Source organism: Pseudomonas sp. TMW22089, assembly GCF_022496645.1.
Classification (GTDB): Bacteria; Pseudomonadota; Gammaproteobacteria; order Pseudomonadales; family Pseudomonadaceae; genus Aquipseudomonas; species Aquipseudomonas paraversuta.
Genome location: NZ_SCFG01000006.1, coordinates 52,411 through 73,374 on the forward strand (window position 1 = coordinate 52,411; position 20,964 = coordinate 73,374).

The following is a 20,964-nucleotide window of genomic DNA, read 5'->3' on the forward strand; positions in this document are numbered from 1 at the left end:
GAATCTACAGAAGTTGTATCAAGAAGGGAGCGTAGTCTACCGGAAACACCCTTTCAGCTCAAACCTTGATCGCTCTTAGTTGGCAGCCAGTGCAATTGCCAGCGTCCACAGGGGCCGCAGTCCAGTCCCGGGAGGTTTGCCACTGCCAATAACTGCCCGTTTACATACAGAAGCGGCAATCTGCCACGGACAAATAATGGCAACCCCTGCTCGTTGAGCAGTCGCTTCAGGTCACGATGACCACGGTTTTTCACCGTCATCACCTCGCCCCCCTGACGATAGCTCACTTGCACGGAGCCATCGGGTATATCCCCCGACAGACGTAACTGGCCGTTGCCGGGCAATATCAGTGGTTGATGCGGGTTGTGCCATTGCACAGAAGCTGGCGGCTGGCGCAACCAGTCACCGGCCAGCCACCAGATCCTCCCGCCTGCACGGTGCAACTCGCCTTCGGCAAGTTTCCAGAGCGGTTGCCCGTCGCCCCGGGCATCGCGCAAGGCATCCCAACCGGCCCAATGATCGGTATCCGGTAATTGACTGAATGCCGCCAGCCAGTAACGCAACGCATTGCGTTGCCGGGCCGGTGACAGGCAGGTGATCGGCGCAAGCTCCAGCGAGGGCAAGCCGAGCCAGTCGAACTCGCTGACCGCCCCCACAGCTTGCAGGTCCTGCCGGGCCAGGTCATCGAGCAGGCCCTGCGCCTCGGCACAGTGGGCCGCACTGCGCGCCATGCTGGCGGCTGCTTGCGGCCAGCGCCGGGTCAGCAGCGGAAAAATCTCATGGCGCAAATAATTTCGCGAAAAGTCGGTCTGCTGATTGGACGGATCTTCAATCCAGCTCAGGCTGTGTTCCCGCGCGTAGGCCTCCAGGTCGGTGCGCGACACATCCAGCAAAGGTCGACATAAATTGCCTTCACCCAGCCGACGCTGACGCGGCATCGCAGCCAGGCCGCTCACTCCGGCCCCGCGCAGCAGACGAAACAGCAGGGTTTCCGCCTGGTCGTCGCGATGCTGACCGGTGAGCAGCACCTCTTGCGCTCGCGTAAGCGTCACGAACGCCTGATAGCGAGCCTCACGGGCCGCACGCTCAAGACTTGCTCCGGCCTGCACATGCACGTGTACAACCTGCAGCGGCACCCCCAGCGCATTACAGAGTGCCTGGCAGTGGGCCGGCCACTCGTCTGCCGCAGCCTGAAGACCATGATGGACATGGATGGCGCTCAGAGGAGGCAGAGAACGGGTTTGACGAAGTTGAGCGAGAACATGCAGCAACACGGTCGAATCGAGACCGCCGGAGAGCGCTACATGCCAGGCCCCGGCATTGCGCCAGGGCTCGAGGGCTTTGAGAAGCAGGATTGAGAGGTTGGACATCGCACAATCCTGTAGGAGCTAGCCTTACAACGCAGCAACGAAGAGCTCGCGCGCAAGCTGGCTCCTACAATGCCCCTGTCAGAGACCGTAGCTCATCAGTCGCTCATAGCGACGCTTGAGCAACGCTTCGTGATCGAGTTTATTGAGCATGTCCAGCTGGGAGGCAAGCTCGGCACGAATCGAAGCGGAAGCCGCCACCGGATCACGGTGCGCGCCACCCAATGGCTCGGTGATGACCTTGTCAACAATACCCAGACCTTTCAAACGCTCGGCAGTAATGCCCATCGCTTCGGCAGCATCCGGCGCCTTTTCGGCGGTTTTCCACAGAATCGATGCACAACCTTCCGGCGAAATCACCGCATAGGTCGAGTACTGCAGCATGTTCAACTGATCGCAGACGCCGATTGCCAGCGCACCACCCGAACCACCTTCACCGATAACAGTGGCAATGATCGGGGTTTTGAGGCGCGACATCACCCGCAGGTTCCAGGCGATTGCTTCACTCTGGTTGCGCTCTTCAGCGTCAATCCCCGGGTAAGCGCCAGGGGTGTCGATGAAGGTCAGGATCGGCATCTTGAAACGTTCGGCCATTTCCATCAGACGGCAAGCCTTGCGGTAGCCTTCCGGGCGCGGCATGCCGAAGTTGCGGCGTACCTTTTCACGCACTTCACGGCCCTTCTGGTGACCAATCACCATGACTGGCTGATCGTCCAGACGGGCAATACCGCCAACAATGGCAGCGTCGTCCGAGAAATGGCGGTCGCCGTGCAGCTCATCGAACTCGGTGAAGATGTGCTCGATGTAGTCCAGGGTGTAAGGACGGCGCGGGTGACGGGCCAGACGGGCAATTTGCCAGCTGGTCAGCTTGCCGAAAATATCTTCAGTCAGCGTTTTGCTTTTGTCTTGCAGACGAGAGATTTCATCGCTGATGTTCAGCGAATTGTCGTTACCAACCAAGCGCAACTCTTCGATTTTGGCTTGCAGGTCAGCAATCGGCTGTTCGAAATCAAGAAAATTCGGGTTCATAAGCATCCGTCTTGGGTCGGCGGCAAAGCATGCCAGAAGAGTTAAAACCCAGCATTTGCTGGTGCTTTTAACCGAACTGGGGCAGCCGGTTGATCTGTATCGCGCCTACCTTAAGGGACAGGCGCTCTCAGGTCGAGATTAAAAATTCGGGTCGAGGTCAGGGCGCTTCTCGCACCCCTGACCGTCAACGGTATTGGAGGAAGACGTTGTCTCGCCCAAACTGGTCACGCAAGGCTTGAATCAAGCTGTCAGCCGGATCGATTCTCCAGGTCTCGCCAAACTGCAGCGTCGCCTTGGCCCCCACTCCGGTGTATTCCATGGTGATCGGGCATGCGCCGCGGTGTTTCTTGAACAAATCGCCCAGCCAGCGCAGTTGATCACCTTTGAGCGCGGACTGTACAACTTTCAGACGCAGGCTTTCGGCCAGGCTGGTTCGGGCGTCTTCCATGCTCATCACACGCTTGACCCGCAGGCGCAGGCCGCCGGAGAAGTCGTCATTGCTGACCTCACCTTCGACCACCACCATCGCATCCGTCTGCAACAGCGATTGCGCCGAATGGAATGCCTCGGCAAACAGCGAGGCTTCAATCCGTCCCGACCGGTCGTCGAGGGTGATGAAGCCCATCTTGTCGCCTTTTTTGTTCTTCATGACCCGCAAAGCGATGATCATGCCGGCGACCGTTTGAGTATCCCGGGCCGGCTTGAGATCAATGATCCGCTGACGGGCAAAACGGCGGATCTCGCCTTCATACTCGTCAATCGGATGGCCGGTCAGGTACAGGCCCAGGGTGTCTTTTTCGCCCTTCAAACGCTCTTTGAGCGTTAGTTCCTTGGCCTTGCGGTGATTGGCGTAGACGTCGGCATCCGCCTCGACAAACAGGCCGCCAAACAGATCGGCGTGCCCGCTGTCGTGGGTGCGGGCAGTTTGTTCGGCAGCCTTGATCGCCTCTTCCATCGCAGCCAGCAATACCGCGCGATTCTGGTCGATACTCGCCTGCCAGGCCTTGGGTTCATCATGGAAAAACGGCCCCAGACGGTCCAGCGCACCGCTACGGATCAGACCATCCAGGGTTCGCTTGTTGATGCGCTTGAGGTCGACCCGGGCGCAGAAATCGAACAAATCGGTGAACGGACCGTCCTGGCGAGCTTCGGTGATGGCCTCTACTGGCCCCTCGCCTACGCCCTTGATCGCACCCAGACCGTAAATGATCCGCCCTTCATCGTTAACCGTGAACTTGAACTCCGAAGCATTCACATCCGGTGCGTCGAGACGCAACTTCATGGTGCGAATTTCTTCGATCAAGGTCACGACCTTGTCGGTGTTGTGCATATCCGCCGACAGTACCGCAGCCATGAACGGCGCCGGGTAATGGGTTTTCAGCCATGCCGTCTGGTACGACACCAGACCGTAGGCGGCAGAGTGGGATTTGTTAAAGCCATAACCGGCAAATTTCTCTACCAGGTCGAAAATGTTACCGGCAAGGTCGCCATCGATATTGTTGTTGGCACAACCCTCGATAAAGCCGCCGCGTTGCTTGGCCATTTCTTCGGGCTTTTTCTTGCCCATGGCCCGGCGCAACATGTCGGCACCACCCAGGGTGTAGCCGGCCATGACCTGGGCAATCTGCATCACCTGTTCTTGATACAGAATGATGCCGTATGTCGGGGCCAATACCGGCTTGAGCCCTTCGTACTGGTAGTCCGAGTGCGGGTACGCCAGTTCGGCACGACCGTGTTTACGGTTGATAAAGTCATCAACCATGCCTGACTGCAGCGGCCCCGGACGGAACAGGGCCACCAGTGCGATCAAGTCTTCCAGGCAGTCGGGCTTGAGCTTTTTGATCAGCTCCTTCATGCCCCGCGACTCAAGCTGGAACACTGCAGTGGTTTCGGCCTTTTGCAGCAACTGATAGGTCGGCTTGTCATCCAGCGGAATGAAAGCGATATCCAGAGGCGGCTCGTCTACCTTGGCGCGATCACGGTTGATGGTTTTCAGCGCCCAGTCGATGACTGTCAGGGTCCGTAGCCCCAGGAAGTCGAACTTCACCAGACCGGCCGACTCAACGTCGTCCTTGTCGAACTGGGTTACCAGGCCGCCGCCCTCTTCGTCGCAGTAAATCGGCGAAAAGTCGGTAAGTTTGGTCGGCGCGATTACAACGCCACCCGCGTGCTTGCCAACGTTACGGACTACGCCCTCGAGCTTGCGGGCCATGTCCCAGATCTCGGCCGCTTCTTCATCGACCTTGATGAAGTCGCGCAGGATTTCTTCCTGCTCGTAGGCTTTTTCCAGGGTCATGCCGACTTCGAACGGAATCATCTTCGACAGACGGTCCGCCAGGCCGTAGGACTTGCCCTGGACCCGGGCCACGTCACGGATTACCGCCTTGGCAGCCATCGAACCAAAGGTAATGATCTGGCTTACCGCGTTGCGACCATACTTTTCGGCTACATACTCAATGACCCGGTCTCGACCATCCATGCAGAAGTCGACGTCGAAGTCGGGCATCGATACCCGTTCCGGGTTAAGGAATCGTTCAAACAGCAGGTCGTATTCCAGCGGATCAAGGTCGGTGATCTTCTGCACATAGGCCACCAGTGACCCGGCACCCGACCCTCGACCCGGACCAACGGGTACGCCGTTGCTTTTAGCCCACTGGATAAAGTCCATTACGATCAGGAAGTAACCGGGGAACCCCATCTGGATGATGATATCCAGCTCGAAATTCAGCCGGTCGACATACACCTGGCGCCTGGCGTCATAGTCTTCGGTGGTGTCTTTAGGCAGCAGAACGCTGAGGCGATCTTCCAGACCGTCAAAGGACACCTTGCGGAAATACTCATCGATGGTCATGCCATCGGGAATCGGGAAGTTGGGCAAAAAGTGTTTGCCCAGTTTTACTTCGATGTTGCAGCGCTTGGCGATTTCAACCGAGTTCACCAGCGCCTCTGGCAAATCACTGAACAGCTCGGCCATTTCTTCGGCGCTTTTCAGGTACTGCTGGTCGCTGTAGTTTTTCGAGCGACGCGGGTCGTCCAGCGCCCGGCCTTCACCGATGCAGACACGGGTTTCGTGGGCTTCGAAGTCTTCTTGCCTGATGAAGCGCACATCGTTGGTCGCCACCAGTGGCGCGCCGACTGTCTCTGCCAGCGCTACCGCTGCATGCAGGTGCTCTTCGTCATTGGGACGTTTGGTGCGTTGAACCTCGAGATAGAACCGGTCAGGGAATACGGTCATCCATTCGCGGGCCAGAACCTCGGCCTCTTCAGTGTTGCCACTGATCAGCGCGATGCCGATTTCACCCTCCTTGGCTGACGAAAGCATGATCAGGCCTTCCGCAGCCTCGGCTACCCATTCGCGCTCGATAATGACCTGGCCGTTACGCTGGCCATCAATAAAGCCACGGGAGATCAGTTCAGTCAGATTGCGGTAGCCGACGCCATTCATCGCCAACAGGCTAAGGCGACTCACCGGGTTTTCCGGGTCTTTGTTCGACAACCACAGGTCAGCCCCGCAAATCGGCTTGATCCCGCCGCCCATGGCCGCTTTATAGAATTTGACCAAAGAACACATGTTGTTCTGGTCGGTCACCGCCACGGCGGGCATATTCATCCCGGCCAGGGTTTTGATCAGCGGTTTGATCCGCACCAGGCCATCGACCAGGGAGTATTCAGTGTGCAGGCGCAGGTGAACGAATGAAGCCGGCATGGTGATCCTGTCTTTAAGCTTTGAGAAACAACAAGGCCCGGATTGTACCGGGCCTTGGCAAAAACATCAGCCTTGGGGCTAAATCTCGGTCGCCTCGCGGGCTTCCCAGGCCCGACGCACCGGACCAAACGAACGCCGGTGTATCGGTGTGGGACCAAGGCGTTCGAGCGCCTCGAGGTGTACCGGGGTCGGATAACCCTTGTGTCCGCCGATGCCATAGCCGGGATAGATCAACTCAAAGGCGGCCATCTCCCGGTCACGACTGACCTTGGCCAGAATCGAAGCCGCTGCAATCGCCGGAACCTTGCTGTCGCCTTTAACCACGGCCTCAGCCGGCATCGCCAGTTTAGGGCAGCGGTTGCCATCGATCATGGCCAGCTTGGGGGTAATGCTCAGGCCTTCGACAGCCCGCTGCATGGCCAGCATGGTGGCGTGCAAAATATTCAGCTCGTCGATTTCTTCAACTTCGGCCCGGGCAATACACCAGCTCAGGGCTTTTTCGCAGATTTCGTCGTAAAGCTTTTCACGCCGCGCTTCGGTGAGCTTTTTCGAATCATTGAGCCCGGCGATGGGACGCGCAGGGTCAAGAATTACCGCTGCGGTCACTACCGCGCCGCACAACGGCCCGCGGCCCACCTCATCGACTCCGGCCACAAGGTCTTCGGCCAGATCGACCAGATTGAAGTCCAGCCCGATTTGCATGGTTACTTTACTCATTTGGATTGCGCAATCAGATCCAGCACCGCTTTGGCGGCCTGATTGGAAGCGTCGAGACGCAATGTACGGTGAATCTCGTCAAAGCCCCGGGTCTGCTCTTCGCCACCGTCCAGCAAGGGCAGCAGGGTTTGCGCCAATGCTTGCGGGGTAGCCGCATCCTGCAACAGTTCAGGCACCAACATCCGTTGAGCCAGCAGGTTGGGCAATGACACGTAGGGACTTTTGACCAGACGCTTGAGAATCCAGTAGGTCAGACCTGCAAGACGATAAGCCACCACCATCGGGCGCTTGTACAGCAGCGCTTCCAGGGTGGCCGTACCGGATGCAATCAATACCGCATCACATGCCGCCAGGGCCAGATGCGAGCGGCCGTCGAGCAAGGTCAGGGGCAGATCACGCCCGACCAGCAACTGTTCAATTTGCGCCCGGCGCGCCGCATTGGCGCAAGGCAGGACAAACCGCACATCAGGCCGTGCTTCACGAATTTTTTGCGCAGCATCCAGAAACAGCCCGCCCAGCTTACCCACTTCGCCACCGCGACTGCCCGGCATCAAAGCGACCAGCGGCCCCTCGGGCAACCCCAGCTCGGCACGCGCACCGGCTTTGTCGGCCTCAAGCGGGATGGTGTCTGCCAGAGAGTGTCCGACGAAACGCACAGGTACACCGTGCTCTTCATAGAACCTGGCTTCAAACGGCAGCAAGGTCAGCATCAAATCGCAGCCTTCGCGGATTTTCAGCACTCGCTTCTGACGCCACGCCCACACGGAAGGGCTGACGTAGTGCACGGTTTTGATCCCGGCACGACGTAACTGGAGTTCGATATTGAGCGTGAAGTCAGGCGCATCGATGCCGATAAAGACATCGGGCCTTTCTGCGATCAGGGTCTGGACCAGAAGCTTGCGGCGCTTGAGCAATTCGCGCAAACGACCCAGCACCTCAACCAGCCCCATGACCGACAGTCGCTCCATCGGGAAGTAAGAGCTCATGCCCTCAGCTTCCATCAATGGGCCGCCGACGCCGATAAATTCGACATCCGGATGCTGTGCCTTGAGTGCCCGCATCAGCCCCGAGCCCAAAATGTCGCCCGAAGCCTCCCCTGCCACCAGCGCGATACGCAATCTAGCCATGACTAGCGCGTAATGCCGCGGGTGGAGGATTGAATCGACTCAACAAACATTGCAACTTCAGGGAATTGCGCAGCAGGCTCAGCCAGTTCGGCCAGCGCCTGATCAACGGTCAGGCCCTGGCGGTACACCACTTTATAGGCGCGGCGTAACGCATGAATGGCGTCTTCACTGAAACCGCGACGGCGCATGCCTTCGAAGTTCATGCTGCGCGCTTGCGCAGGGCTGCCAAACACCGTCACAAATGCCGGTACGTCCTTGCCAATGGCGGTGCCCATGCCCGAGAAGCTGTGGGCGCCGATATGGCAGAACTGATGAACCAGAGTAAAACCGGACAGGATCGCCCAGTCACCCATGTGCACATGGCCCGCCAGGGCAGCGTTATTGACCAGAATGCAGTGATTGCCGATCACGCTGTCATGGCCGATGTGGGCATAAGCCATGACCAGATTGTGATCGCCCAGGGTTGTTTCGGCGCGATCCTGAATGGTACCGCGATGAATGGTGACCCCTTCACGAATGACGTTGTGGTCACCGATCACCAGGCGGGTTTCTTCGCCCTTGTACTTCAGATCAGGTGTGTCCTCGCCTACCGAAGAGAACTGGTAGATACGATTGTGCTTACCGATCCTGGTTGGGCCCTTGAGAATCACATGCGGCCCAATCACTGTCCCCTCGCCGATTTCCACACCTGCGCCGATGATCGACCATGGGCCGACCTCGACGTCGTCGGCCAATATGGCCGTCGGATCGATGATTGCGCGAGGGTCAATCAAACTCATAGTTTGCGTTCCGCACAGATAATTTCAGCCGAGCAAACCGGCTTTCCATCAACCGAAGCCTGGCACTCGAACTTCCAGATCTGACGCTTGCAGCTTAGAAATTTGGCTTCAAGAATCAGTTGATCACCCGGGGTGACCGGTTGACGGAAGCGCAGCTTGTCGGAGCCCACGAAATAGTAAAGCGTGCCGTCGGCAGGCTTGAGGTCGAGCATTTTGAAGCCAAGGATACCAGCTGCCTGAGCCATCGCTTCAATGATCAAAACGCCGGGCATGATTGGGTGCGCCGGAAAGTGACCGTTGAAAAAAGGTTCATTGATGCTGACATTCTTGTAGGCACGAATGCGCTTGTTCTCGATATCCAGATCCACTACGCGATCCACCAGCAGGAACGGGTAACGGTGGGGCAGATATTCGCGAATCTCGTTGATGTCCATCATTTCGTGGGGAAGCCTGTAATAAAGATTGGGCGCGCGCGACTAAGGCGCGCTCCTCTAGCAAATCAAGGAAGCAAACCAGTGGCTATGCACACTTGATATGGAAAATGTATTAGCCCTCTGAAGAAGCTTTACCGTCCGGGGTCACTTCCCCGACGTGCTTTTCCAGATGTTTAAGCCGTCTGGCGATATCGTCCAGCTGACGAATACGTGCCGCGCTCTTGCGCCATTCGGCCGCCGGCTGCATGGCGGTCCCTGAAGAATAGGCGCCTGGTTTGGTAATCGAGTGAGTCACCATCGTCATACCAGTCAAGAACACGTTGTCACAAATTTCAATGTGCCCCACCAAACCGACACCACCCGCCAACATGCAGTGCTTGCCGATTTTAGTGCTACCGGAAATGCCCACACAGGCAGCCATGGCCGTATGGTCACCGACCTGAACGTTATGGGCGATCTGGATCTGGTTATCCAGCTTGACGCCATTACCCAGCACCGTATCGGCCAAAGCACCGCGGTCGACGGCGGTGTTGACGCCAATTTCGACATCATCACCGATGGTTACCCCACCGATCTGCGCGATCTTTTGCCAGACACCCTTCTCGTTGGCAAAACCAAAACCCTCACCGCCCAGCACAGCACCCGACTGAATCACCACGCGCTTGCCGATGCGTACGTCGTGATAAAGCGTTACCCGTGGTGCCAGCCAGCCGCCCTCGCCGATTTCACAACGGGCCCCGATAAAGCAGTGGGGACCGACCGTGACGCCGGCAGCGATTCGAGCACCACTTTCAATTACCGCAAAAGCACCAATGCTGGCCAGCGGATCAATCACCGCATCAACAGCAATGACTGCCGTCGGGTGAATGCCGGGCGCCGCCTTGGGCTTGGGATCGAACAAGTGGGAAATTCGGGCATATGCCAGATAAGGATCAGGTACCAATAGCGCATCACCGACATAATCCTCGGCATCGTCCGGCTTGAGCAATACAGCTCCCGCGTGACAGTCGACAAGGAATTTTCGGTACTGGGGATTGGCCAGAAAGCTCAACTGAGCTGGGCCAGCCTCTTGTAAAGTGGCTAGCCCAGTAATTTCTTTCTCCGCGCTGCCACGCAAGGTGGCACCGAGGAACTCGGCCAATTGGCCGAGTTTTATAGTCGCAGTCATAATTACTTCAGCTGATTCATGCGCTCGATAACCTGGCGAGTGATGTCGTACTGAGGTTTGACATCAATCACAGCACCACGCTCGAATACCAGGTCAAAGGCACCTTTCTTGATGACTTCTTCAACAGCGCTGTCCAGTTTTGGCTTGAGCTGTTTCAGCATTTCACGGTCAGCAACTGCTTTGGCTTCGTTCAGTTCCTTGGACTGGAACTGGAAATCGCGGGCCTTTTGCTTGAATTCAAGCTCCAGACGCTCACGCTCGCCCTGCTGCATTTTGTCGCCGCCTTTTACCAGACGATCCTGAATACCCTTGGCGCTGCTTTCCAGGCTTTTGAGCTTGGTCAGTTGCGGGCCAAATTTCTTCTCGGCATCCACGGCATAACGCTTGGCAGCGTCAGATTCCAGCAATGCCATCTGATAGTTCAGTACGGCAATTTTCATATCAGCAAAGGCTGGGCCAGCGACCAGGACCGAAGCCAGGAGAACCAATTGAGTCAACTTGCGCACGATGCACTCCTAAAAAATCTGTTGTCTGTGTCTAAAGTCAGGCTTTTAGAAAGTCTGGCCGAGGGAGAACTGGAATACCTGGGTATCTGCGTCATCCGGTTTCTTGACCGGCATTGCCAAGCTGAAGCTTAGCGGGCCAAGTGCAGTCACCCAGGTCACGCCAACACCGACAGAGCTGGCCATATTGCTAAAGCTGATGTCGCAATCCTTGGTATCGCCCTTGCAGTTGGTGTCGAACACGTTACCAACATCCCAGAACACAGAGGTCCGCAGGGAGCGCTGATCTTTGACGAACGGCATCGGGAACAGAACTTCCACACCGCCCTGGATCAGCACGTTACCACCAAATGGTAGCGGATCCTGATCAGGGTCAGCGATGGTGCCCGGGTTTTTACCCGAGCTAGGCGTGCTGCGAGGGCCCAGAGCGCTGTCCTTGAAACCACGTACCGAGTTGAAACCACCGGCGTAGTAGTTCTCGTAGAACGGCAGGCCTTCAGTCGAGCCGTAACCGTCGCCATAGCCCAGCTCAGTGTGCAGACGCATGGTGTAGGTGTCGGTCAACGGCTGGAACAGCTGGGCACGGTAGTCCAGCTTGTAGAACTGCAGGTCGCTGCCAGGAATCGTGCTTTCAAGCACCAGGCTCTGCGAGCTGCCGCGTGTTGGCAGTACACCTTTGTTCAGGGTCGATTCAGACCAGCCGACCGATGCCTTGAAGTTGAGGTACTTGGTGCCTTCACGGTTTACGAAGTCGAAAATCTCGTCAACGGTGTACTGACCGGTACTGATTTCATCCTGCTGCACGGTCAGACCATAGGTCAGACGCGAGGTGTCGCTGATCGGGTAGCCCATGCTGACGCCTGCACCCAGGCTGTCAACGGAGTAGTTGGCAACATCAACGTCCAGATCTTTGTAGTCAGTGGTGCGGTAGAACACGTTGTAGCCCAGGCTTACGCCATCTGCAGTCCAGTACGGATCAACGTAGCTGAAGTTGTAGCGGCTCTGGTATTCGCTGCGGGTCAGGCCAATGCTGACCTTGTTACCCGTACCCAGGAAGTTGTTCTGCGTGATCGAGCCACCCAGGATCAAACCGGCGCTCTGGGCAAAACCGACGCTGGCAGTGATCGAACCCGAAGCCTGTTCTTCTACGGCGTAGTTCACGTCAACCTGGTCGTCAGTGCCTGGCACAGCCGGAGTTTCAACGTTCACTTCCTTGAAGAAGCCCAGACGCTCAAGGCGAACCTTGGACTGGTCGATCAGGTAAGTCGAAGCCCAGCCACCTTCCATCTGGCGCATTTCGCGACGCAGAACCACGTCTTCAGACTTGGTGTTGCCGCGGTAGTTGATGCGATTCACGTAAGCACGCTTGCCCGGATCAACCACAAAAGTGATGGCTACCGTGTGATCTTCAGGGTTTGGCTGAGGCACACCGTTCACGTTGGCGAAGGTGTAGCCCTCGTTACCCAGACGACGGGTAATCAGTTCGGAGGTAGTGGTCATCAGCTTGCGCGAGAACACCTGCCCTGGCTGAACCAGCAACAGCGATTTGATCTGATCTTCAGGAACCTTGAGGTCACCGCTCAGTTTCACTTCGCCGACATTGTATTTTTCGCCTTCATTCACGTTGACCGTGATGTAGACGTTCTTCTTGTCGGGGGTGATCGATACCTGGGTCGAAGCGATATCCATATTGATATAGCCGCGATCGAGGTAGTAAGAGCGCAGACGCTCAAGGTCACCCGACAGTTTTTCACGAGCATACTTGTCGTCATTCTTGAAGAACGACAGCCAGTTCGTGGTTTTCAGTTCGAAGAGGTCAACCAGATCTTCTTCAGGGAAGACGGTGTTGCCCACCACGTTGATGTGCTGGATAGCAGCAACCGTGCCTTCATTGATGTTGACCTTCAGGGCAACGCGGTTACGCGGCTCGGGCACCACTTCGGTGTCAACCGTGGCCGAGTAGCGGCCCTGAGCAACATACTGGCGTTGCAGCTCGTTGCGTACACCCTCAAGGGTTGCACGCTGGAAGATTTCACCTTCGGCCAGGCCCGACTGTTTGAGCCCTTTCATCAGGTCATCAGTGGAGATCGCCTTGTTACCGTCGATGGTGATGCTGGAGACGGATGGACGTTCGACAACCGTAATGACAAGCACATTGCCATCACGACCCAGTTGGATATCCTGAAAGAAACCGGTTTTGAACAACGCACGAGTGGATTCCACCAAACGGCGGTCATCCGCTACTTCACCCACGTTCAGAGGCAACGCACCAAACACGCTACCGGCGGAAACCCGCTGCAGCCCGTTGACACGAATATCAGAGATAGTGAAGGACTCGGCGTGAACTTCGGCGATCATCAGTACGGCGAGAACCGCAGTTAGCAGCAGACGTTTCATGAAGTCCTTTCTTATTCCAACTGGCAATAAACAAACTGCCGCAAAATGCGGCAGATTCGCAATTCAGCGAAGTGTTTACAGACGTCCCAGATCGTTGACCAGAGCAAGCAACATCACCCCGATCACCAAACTGATACCGATCTGCATCCCCCAACCCTGCACCCGATCCGACAAGGGACGACCACGCGCCCACTCGATCAGATAAAACAATAAATGCCCCCCATCCAGTACAGGGATGGGCAACAAATTCAGAACCCCAAGGCTAATACTCAGATAAGCCAGGAAACTCAGGAAATCCACGACGCCCGACTGGGCAGAAGCGCCCGCCACTTTAGCAATGGTTATCGGTCCACTCAAGTTTTTTACCGAGAGCTCACCGAACAACATTTTCTTCAGCGAATCGAGAGTCAATACGCTCATGGTCCACGTACGCTTTGCACCCTCCCCGATTGCGGCGAGCGGGCCGTAACTGACCTCACGAATCATTGCCGGTGGCCAATCGACACCTTTGGCCCCCGCCCCCAGATAGCCGGTTGCCGCCTTACCTTCGCCGCGAGCCGCCAGGGTAACAGGGACATCAAGCGCAACCCCGTCGCGCTCGACATGCAACACAACACGGGAATCCGGCCGCACGCGAACCCAGTCAACCACCTGCTGCCAGTCGTTGATGGCCTGATCGTTGATGGCCAACAGCTTGTCACCGATTTTAAGTCCGGCAGCCTGTGCCGGGCCTTTCGGGTCAAGCTCTGCCAGCACTGCCGGCAACTCGGGGCGCCACGGGCGAATACCCAGCGACTTGATCGGATCCGGCTCGTCAGCAGACTTGAGCCAGTCATGCAGAATCAACTGATGCGAAGTCTCGACATCCGAGCCCGGCCCGCGCACTGCGATCTGGATAGAACCGCTTTCGCCCAGACGGCGGACCAGTTGCAGGTTTACGTTCGACCAGCCAACGGTCGGCTCGCCGTCAATGGCAACGATTTCCTGGCCGGCCACAAGGCCGGCCTGAGCTGCCAGGCTGGCGCTTTCTACGGCACCGATTACAGGCCGCACCTGCTGGCTGCCCATCATTGCCAGCACCCAGAAAAACACCATCGCCAACAAGAAGTTGGCGATCGGCCCGGCGGCGACAATGGCTATGCGCTGACCAACGGTCTTGCGATTGAAGGACTGATCCAGCTGATCGGCGGGAACCTCGCCTTCGCGCTCGTCGAGCATTTTCACGTAGCCACCCAACGGGATGGCTGCAATGACAAACTCGGTACCCTTGCGGTCATGCCAGCGCAGCAAAGGCGTACCGAAACCCACGGAGAAACGTAGAACCTTGACGCCGCAACGGCGCGCCACCCAAAAGTGACCGAATTCATGAAAAGTGACCAGCACACCCAATGCCACCAGGGTGCCAACAATCATATATAGCGCACTCATCTACTTTCTCCGCGATCCTGTCCGGTTCCGGCAAGCACCACTTATCAGCCGTTACGACTCAACCACTGTTCAGCCCGCATTCGCGCCTTGGTATCGGCGGCGAAGACCGCCTCTAACTCGTCTACTGCAACCACAGGCTCACTGTTCAAAACGTCTTCGATGATACGGGCAATTTGCGGGTAACGGATTCGGCCATCAAGAAAGGCCGCAACCGCTACTTCGTTCGCCGCATTCAGCATCGCCGGCGCACTGTTGCCCGCCATGGCCGCTTCACGGGCCAGGCGCAAGCAGGGAAAGCGCTGCTCATCCGGGCGCTGGAAATCAAGACGCGCAACTGCAAACAGATCCAGCGGCGCGACCCCCGAATCAATGCGCTCAGGCCATGCCAGGGCATTGGTAATCGGAGTGCGCATATCCGGATTACCCAGCTGGGCAAGCACCGAACCGTCCACATAATCGACCAGCGAATGAATCACGCTTTGCGGATGGATGACCACCTCGACCTGGTCCGGTCTGGCGTCAAACAGCCAGCAAGCCTCGATCAACTCCAGGCCCTTGTTCATCATGCTGGCAGAGTCTACGGAAATCTTGCGCCCCATCGACCAGTTGGGATGGGCACAGGCCTGATCCGGCGTAACGTGCTCAAGCTCCGCCAGGGGGGTCTGGCGAAAAGGTCCGCCAGACGCCGTCAACAGAATCCGGCGAACGCCAACATTAGTCAGGCCTCGGGCGAAATCCTGCGGCAGGCACTGGAAAATGGCGTTGTGCTCACTATCAATGGGCAACAGCACCGAACCACTGCGGCGAACAGCCTGCATAAACAGGTCGCCGGTCATCACCAACGCTTCTTTATTCGCCAACAGGATTTTTTTGCCTGCATTGACCGCTGCCAGTGTCGGACGCAAGCCCGCAGCACCAACAATCGCCGCCATGACCGAGTCAACCTCGGGCGCCGAAGCAATCTGGCACAGGCCTTCCTCACCCACCAGGACCTCGACACCGAGCCCTGCCGAGCGCAGGCCGGCCAGCAACTGGCTGGCCGCACGATCATCCGGCACGACCACAACCTTTGGCTTGTGGGTAATGCATAACGCCAGCAGCTCGGCGAGACGGCTGTAACCGCTCAAACCGAACACCTGATAGCGATCAGGGTGACGGGCAACAACATCCAGGGTGCTCAGGCCAATCGAACCCGTAGCCCCCAGAACAGTAATCTGTTGTGGACGGCTCATGACGCCGCCATCCACAGCAATACAGCAAATACCGGGATCGCCGCAGTCAAACTGTCGATGCGGTCCAGAACACCACCATGGCCAGGCAGCAGGTTACTGCTGTCCTTGATCCCGGACTGGCGTTTGAACATGCTTTCGGTGAGGTCACCCACCACCGAAATCAATACGATCACGCCAGCACCGACCAGTGCGGCAAACATCTCGGAGGCGCTCCAGCCACGCACCACACCGACCGCAGCGGTGATCAGCAAGCTCAGCAACAAGCCGCCAAATACACCCTCCCAGCTTTTGCCCGGACTGACTTTCGGTGCGAGCTTGCGCTTGCCGAATTTACGCCCCGAGAAATAGGCGCCGATATCGGCACCCCACACCAGAACCATCACTGCCATGATCAACCAGTTACCCAGCGCCATCGCCTTGATCAGCACCAGCCCCTGCCAGGCCGGCAACAGAATCAACAGGCCGATGACCAGTTTGGTCGCAGTCGTTGACCAGTGCACCGATGATTGCGGAAAGGTCAGCACCAGGTAAGTTGCCACTGCCCACCATAGAACCGCAGCACCCAGCACCCATGGCGCCAGATCAGGGAATATGTGCAGGCCAAACAGCAGCAAGGCTACAACCGCAGCAAAGGCAACGCGGGCCGGCTGAGCTTCAAAGCCCGCCAGGCGTGCCCATTCCCAGGCCCCCAGGGTCACGACCAGGCCAATAAACAGCGCAAAGCCGGCCCCCTCAAGCAGGAAAAAACCGCACAGGGCAATTGGCAGCAAGATAAGAGCAGTAATGATTCGTTGTTTAAGCATTAAACCCGGGCTCCAGCCTCAACCTGCTCGCTCGTTTTACCGAAGCGGCGCTGGCGAGAAGCGAAATCAGCCAATGCATGACGCATGGCTTCGTGTTTGAAGTCCGGCCAGAACAGGTCGGAGAAGTACAACTCGGAATAGGCCAGCTGCCACAGCAGAAAATTGCTGATGCGATGCTCGCCACCGGTGCGAATGCACAGATCAGGCAAAGGCAGATCACCCGTTACCAGACAGGCTTGCAACACGTCAGGGGTGATGTCTTCAGGCTGCAAATGCCCTGCCTGCACCTGACGCGCCAACTGCTGAGCGGCCTGGGCGATGTCCCACTGACCGCCGTAGTTAGCGGCGATCTGCAGCACAAAGCGCTCAGAACCCGCAGTCATTGCTTCCGCTTCACGCATCGCCATTTGCAAATCGGGATGAAAGCGTGAGCGGTCGCCAATGATCCGCAGACTGATGTTGTTTTCATTGAGGCGCTTGGCCTCACGACGCAGTGCCCGGAAGAACAAGTCCATCAAGGCACTGACTTCTGCTGCCGGGCGCTGCCAGTTTTCACTGGAGAACGCGAACAGCGTCAGTACCTCGACCTTGGCCTGGGCACACACTTCAATCACTGCGCGAACCGCATCCACTCCCGCTTTATGCCCGGCAACACCCGGCATAAAGCGTTTTTTCGCCCAGCGATTATTACCGTCCATAATGATGGCGACGTGTCGCGGCACCGATGACGGCTCAGCCTGCTTGGTCATTTCCATAAAACGCCCAGACCCTTATACGGCCATCAGGTCAGCTTCTTTCTGCTTGGTGGCAGTTTCGATATCAGCTACAGCCTTGTCGGTCAGCTTCTGAATATCATCAGCAGCACGACGCTCTTCGTCTTCGCTGATTTCTTTTTCCTTGACCAGATCTTTCAACTGGCTCAACGCATCGCGACGAATATTACGCACAGCAATGCGGGCATCTTCAGCTGCGTCACGGGCCTGCTTGGCGAACACCTTGCGGGTTTCTTCAGTCAGGGCAGGCATGGAGATCAGCAGCAATTCGCCCAGGTTGGTCGGATTGAGGTTCAGACCGGCGCTCTGGATTGCCTTGTCTACCGCACCGAGCATATTGCGCTCGAACGCTACGACTTGCAGGGTACGGGAGTCTTTGACAGTGATGTTGGCCACTTGGCTGATCGGAGTATCCGAGCCGTAGTAAGGCACCATCACGCTACCCAGAATGCTCGGGTGAGCCTTGCCGGTACGGATCTGGCCAAATGCATGGGACAGAGATTCCAGCGATTTCTGCATGCGCGTTTGAGCGTCTTTTTTGATTTCGTTGATCATTGTTGACCTTCCTCGATCAGAGTGCCTTCAGCGCCGCCATGGACAATATTAAGCAGGGCGCCGGGCTTGTTCATGTTAAATACACGCAATGGCATTTTATGGTCGCGGCACAAGCAGATAGCCGTCAGGTCCATTACGCCCAGCTTGCGATCCAGTACTTCATCGTAAGTCAGATGATCGAACTTCTCGGCATGCGGGTCTTTGAATGGATCTGCGGTGTACACGCCGTCGACCTTGGTTGCCTTGAGCACCACATCAGCGTCAATTTCAATGGCACGCAAACAGGCAGCCGAATCCGTCGTGAAGAATGGATTACCAGTACCTGCAGCAAAAATCACCACATCCTTGGCGTTCAGGTGACGCATGGCTTTGCGACGATCGTAATGATCAGTCACGCCCACCATGGAAATGGCCGACATTACGATGGCGGAGATATTCGCACGTTCCAGCGCGTCGCGCATGGCCAGGGCGTTCATCACGGTTGCCAGCATGCCCATATGGTCGCCTGTAACGCGATCCATACCTGCAGCACTCAGCGCAGCCCCACGGAACAGGTTGCCACCACCAATCACCAACCCTACCTGAACACCGATACCAACCAGCTGGCCGACTTCCAGCGCCATGCGGTCGAGAACTTTGGGATCGATCCCGAACTCTTCAGAGCCCATCAGGGCTTCGCCGCTTAGCTTGAGTAGAATGCGTTTATAGCGAGCTTGATAACCACTGCCCTGCTGAGCCATTGCGAATCTCTCCTGCCGCGTTTTATAAAAAATCTGTGCGAGGCTGTTTACAGCCCGCGCTTACTCTAGCTGGCACTGCACAGCAGCACCATCGGAACACTATTTTGTAAACCGGTTCCGCCGGGAAGGGAAAATCCCCACCCATTTGAAAAGAGGCTGCGCGCGTGAGCGGGCAGCCTCTTCGGGTCGACAGTTTAGAACCGTCTTATTGCTTGCTTGCAGCCACTTGTGCAGCAACTTCAGCAGCGAAGTCATCAACTGGCTTCTCGATACCGTCGCCTACTTTGAAGTAGGTGAAGGAAACGATTTCAGCGCCGGCTTTCTTGGCCAGTTCGCCGACCTTGATTTCCGGGTTCTTAACGAAAGCTTGTTCAACCAGGCTGGCTTCAGCCAGGAACTTGCTGATACGACCGGCAACCATTTTTTCAACGATTTCTGCTGGCTTGCCTTTGATCTTGTCTTCGTTGAGGCTCATGAACACGGTTTTTTCGCGTTCGATAGCGTCAGCGGAAACTTGCGATGGCAGCAGGAACTCAGGGTTGCTTGCAGCTACGTGCATGGCGATGTCACGTGCCAGCTCGGCGTTGCCGCCTTTCAGAGCTACTACAACACCGATCTTGTTGCCGTGCAGGTAAGCATCAACAACGTCGCCTTCGATGCGGGCCAGGCGACGGATGTTTACGTTCTCGCCTACTTTACCAACCAGAACCAGACGATCAGCTTCTTGCGAAGCGATCAGCGGAGCTGCGTCGGTCAGCTTCTCAGCGAAAGCTTTTTCTACGCTGTCAGCAACGAATTTTTTGAAGTCGTCTTGCAGAGCCAGGAAGTCGGTTTGCGAGTTAACTTCAAGAATAACGGCAGATTTGCCATCTTCAGCAACTTTAACTGCGATAGCGCCTTCAGCAGCAACGTTGCCTGCTTTTTTGGCAGCCTTGATGGCGCCCGAAGCACGCATGTCATCAATGGCTTTTTCGATGTCGCCGCCAGCCTTGGTCAAGGCTTTCTTGCAATCCATCATGCCTTCGCCGGTACGCTCACGCAGTTCTTTAACCAACGCTGCAGTAATCTCTGCCATTTCAAAATTCCTCTTGGATAGGTTTTCAACCATTCCACCCGACCGAACGGGCGTTCAATTCGTGTGAAGCATGCCTCGATACAACCCTGCCAGCCGCAATCTGATACAGCAACGCCAGGGCAACTTCCAACAAATGGATTTCGAGGTGGCAAAAAGGGGGCCAAGCCCCCTTTTTGCGTACTGAGTAAACGCTAGGCGTTAATTACTCAGCCTTCAACTACCGCTGCAGCCGGAGCTTCTTCGACGAAAACGTCGGTGCCGCCAGCAACGTGGTTACGGCCTTTGATCACAGCATCAGCCATCGCACCCATGTACAGCTGGATAGCGCGGATTGCGTCATCGTTACCCGGGATGATGTAGTCAACACCTTCTGGGCTGCTGTTGGTATCGACAACGCCGATAACCGGGATACCCAACTTGTTAGCTTCGGTGATCGCGATACGCTCGTGATCAACGTCGATAACGAACAGTGCGTCTGGCAGACCGCCCATGTCCTTGATACCACCCAGGCTACGATCCAGCTTTTCCAGATCGCGAGTGCGCATCAGCGCCTCTTTCTTGGTCAGCTTGGCGAAAGTACCGTCTTCGGCCTGGATTTCAAGGTCACGCAGACGCTTGATGGAAGCACGGATGGTTTTGAAGTTGGTGAGCATGCCGCCCAACCAGCGGTGATCAACGTACGGCGAACCGCAACGGGTTGCTTCTTCAGCAACGATCTTGCCAGCGGAACGCTTGGTGCCGACGAACAGAATCTTGTTTTTGCCCTGGGCCAGACGCTCTACGAAAGTCAAAGCTTCGTTGAACATTGGCAGGGTTTTTTCAAGGTTGATGATGTGGATCTTGTTACGCGCGCCAAAGATGTATTTACCCATCTTCGGGTTCCAGTAACGGGTTTGGTGACCGAAGTGCACACCGGCCTTCAGCATATCGCGCATGTTGACTTGGGACATGGTAGTTCCTTAGTAAGTCGGGTTAGGCCTCCACGTATCCCAACGACCAACCAGCAGCTTCGAGCTGAAGGCACCCAGGTCATCGTGTCGATACGTGTGTGGGTTTGTGCTTAGCGGGCTATACCCGGAAAGCGGCGCATTTTATACCACAAGATGCGCAAAAAACGAAACACGGAATCAG

Annotated in this window: 18 protein-coding genes; all 18 read right to left on the bottom strand. The window is 56.7% G+C overall.

Annotation, left to right across the window (positions count from 1 at the left end):
• Positions 1 to 53: 53 nt before the first annotated feature.
• The 18 genes from tilS to rpsB all read right to left on the bottom strand — a co-directional run bounded on the left by tilS (position 54) and on the right by rpsB (position 20,783).
• Positions 54 to 1,370: a tRNA lysidine(34) synthetase TilS gene (tilS, locus tag EQV90_RS08135; RefSeq protein ID WP_240877971.1), complete on the bottom strand. Its 1,317-nt coding sequence runs from the start codon at positions 1,368 to 1,370 to the stop codon at positions 54 to 56.
• Positions 1,371 to 1,448: 78 nt separating this feature from the next.
• Positions 1,449 to 2,396 (bottom strand): acetyl-CoA carboxylase carboxyltransferase subunit alpha, encoded by a 948-nt coding sequence (locus EQV90_RS08140; protein ID WP_003440465.1) that lies wholly within the window; start codon positions 2,394 to 2,396, stop codon positions 1,449 to 1,451.
• Between the two features lie 184 nt (positions 2,397 to 2,580).
• Positions 2,581 to 6,102, bottom strand: coding sequence for a DNA polymerase III subunit alpha (gene dnaE / locus EQV90_RS08145; protein WP_003440462.1), 3,522 nt, complete (start codon positions 6,100 to 6,102; stop codon positions 2,581 to 2,583).
• Positions 6,103 to 6,180: 78 nt separating this feature from the next.
• Positions 6,181 to 6,804, bottom strand: a complete 624-nt coding sequence (gene rnhB, locus EQV90_RS08150; protein ID WP_003440459.1) for a ribonuclease HII — start codon at positions 6,802 to 6,804, stop codon at positions 6,181 to 6,183.
• 11 nt (positions 6,805 to 6,815) lie between these two features.
• Entirely contained in the window at positions 6,816 to 7,946 is a 1,131-nt protein-coding gene (lpxB, locus tag EQV90_RS08155; RefSeq protein WP_003440456.1) for a lipid-A-disaccharide synthase, read from the bottom strand.
• 2 nt (positions 7,947 to 7,948) lie between these two features.
• Positions 7,949 to 8,725 carry an acyl-ACP--UDP-N-acetylglucosamine O-acyltransferase gene (lpxA, locus tag EQV90_RS08160; RefSeq protein WP_003440454.1) on the bottom strand — a complete coding sequence of 259 codons (777 nt, stop codon included), beginning with the start codon at positions 8,723 to 8,725 and terminating at the stop codon, positions 7,949 to 7,951.
• Positions 8,722 to 9,162, bottom strand: coding sequence for a 3-hydroxyacyl-ACP dehydratase FabZ (gene fabZ / locus EQV90_RS08165; protein WP_003440450.1), 441 nt, complete (start codon positions 9,160 to 9,162; stop codon positions 8,722 to 8,724). The genes lpxA and fabZ overlap by 4 nt, the downstream gene beginning before the upstream one ends.
• Positions 9,163 to 9,271: 109 nt before the next feature.
• Complete coding sequence (gene lpxD, locus EQV90_RS08170) at positions 9,272 to 10,327, bottom strand: UDP-3-O-(3-hydroxymyristoyl)glucosamine N-acyltransferase (RefSeq protein ID WP_003440447.1); 1,056 nt, start codon at positions 10,325 to 10,327, stop codon at positions 9,272 to 9,274.
• Between the two features lie 2 nt (positions 10,328 to 10,329).
• Positions 10,330 to 10,833 carry an OmpH family outer membrane protein gene (locus tag EQV90_RS08175; RefSeq protein WP_003440444.1) on the bottom strand — a complete coding sequence of 168 codons (504 nt, stop codon included), beginning with the start codon at positions 10,831 to 10,833 and terminating at the stop codon, positions 10,330 to 10,332.
• Positions 10,834 to 10,878: 45 nt separating this feature from the next.
• Entirely contained in the window at positions 10,879 to 13,227 is a 2,349-nt protein-coding gene (gene bamA, locus EQV90_RS08180; RefSeq protein WP_003440442.1) for an outer membrane protein assembly factor BamA, read from the bottom strand.
• Positions 13,228 to 13,302: 75 nt separating this feature from the next.
• Positions 13,303 to 14,655: a sigma E protease regulator RseP gene (gene rseP, locus EQV90_RS08185; RefSeq protein WP_003440439.1), complete on the bottom strand. Its 1,353-nt coding sequence runs from the start codon at positions 14,653 to 14,655 to the stop codon at positions 13,303 to 13,305.
• A 44-nt stretch (positions 14,656 to 14,699) separates the two neighbouring features.
• Entirely contained in the window at positions 14,700 to 15,887 is a 1,188-nt protein-coding gene (ispC, locus tag EQV90_RS08190) for a 1-deoxy-D-xylulose-5-phosphate reductoisomerase (RefSeq protein WP_003440436.1), read from the bottom strand.
• Positions 15,884 to 16,690 carry a phosphatidate cytidylyltransferase gene (locus tag EQV90_RS08195; RefSeq protein WP_127196010.1) on the bottom strand — a complete coding sequence of 269 codons (807 nt, stop codon included), beginning with the start codon at positions 16,688 to 16,690 and terminating at the stop codon, positions 15,884 to 15,886. The genes ispC and EQV90_RS08195 overlap by 4 nt, the downstream gene beginning before the upstream one ends.
• Positions 16,690 to 17,445: a polyprenyl diphosphate synthase gene (gene uppS, locus EQV90_RS08200; protein WP_003440430.1), complete on the bottom strand. Its 756-nt coding sequence runs from the start codon at positions 17,443 to 17,445 to the stop codon at positions 16,690 to 16,692. The genes EQV90_RS08195 and uppS overlap by 1 nt, the downstream gene beginning before the upstream one ends.
• A 15-nt stretch (positions 17,446 to 17,460) precedes the next feature.
• Positions 17,461 to 18,018 (bottom strand): ribosome recycling factor, encoded by a 558-nt coding sequence (gene frr, locus EQV90_RS08205; RefSeq protein ID WP_003440428.1) that lies wholly within the window; start codon positions 18,016 to 18,018, stop codon positions 17,461 to 17,463.
• Entirely contained in the window at positions 18,015 to 18,758 is a 744-nt protein-coding gene (gene pyrH, locus EQV90_RS08210; protein ID WP_003440426.1) for a UMP kinase, read from the bottom strand. The genes frr and pyrH overlap by 4 nt, the downstream gene beginning before the upstream one ends.
• Positions 18,759 to 18,963: 205 nt before the next feature.
• Entirely contained in the window at positions 18,964 to 19,833 is an 870-nt protein-coding gene (tsf, locus tag EQV90_RS08215) for a translation elongation factor Ts (protein ID WP_003440424.1), read from the bottom strand.
• Positions 19,834 to 20,039: 206 nt separating this feature from the next.
• Complete coding sequence (gene rpsB / locus EQV90_RS08220; RefSeq protein ID WP_003440422.1) at positions 20,040 to 20,783, bottom strand: 30S ribosomal protein S2; 744 nt, start codon at positions 20,781 to 20,783, stop codon at positions 20,040 to 20,042.
• Between the last annotated feature and the right edge of the window lie 181 nt (positions 20,784 to 20,964).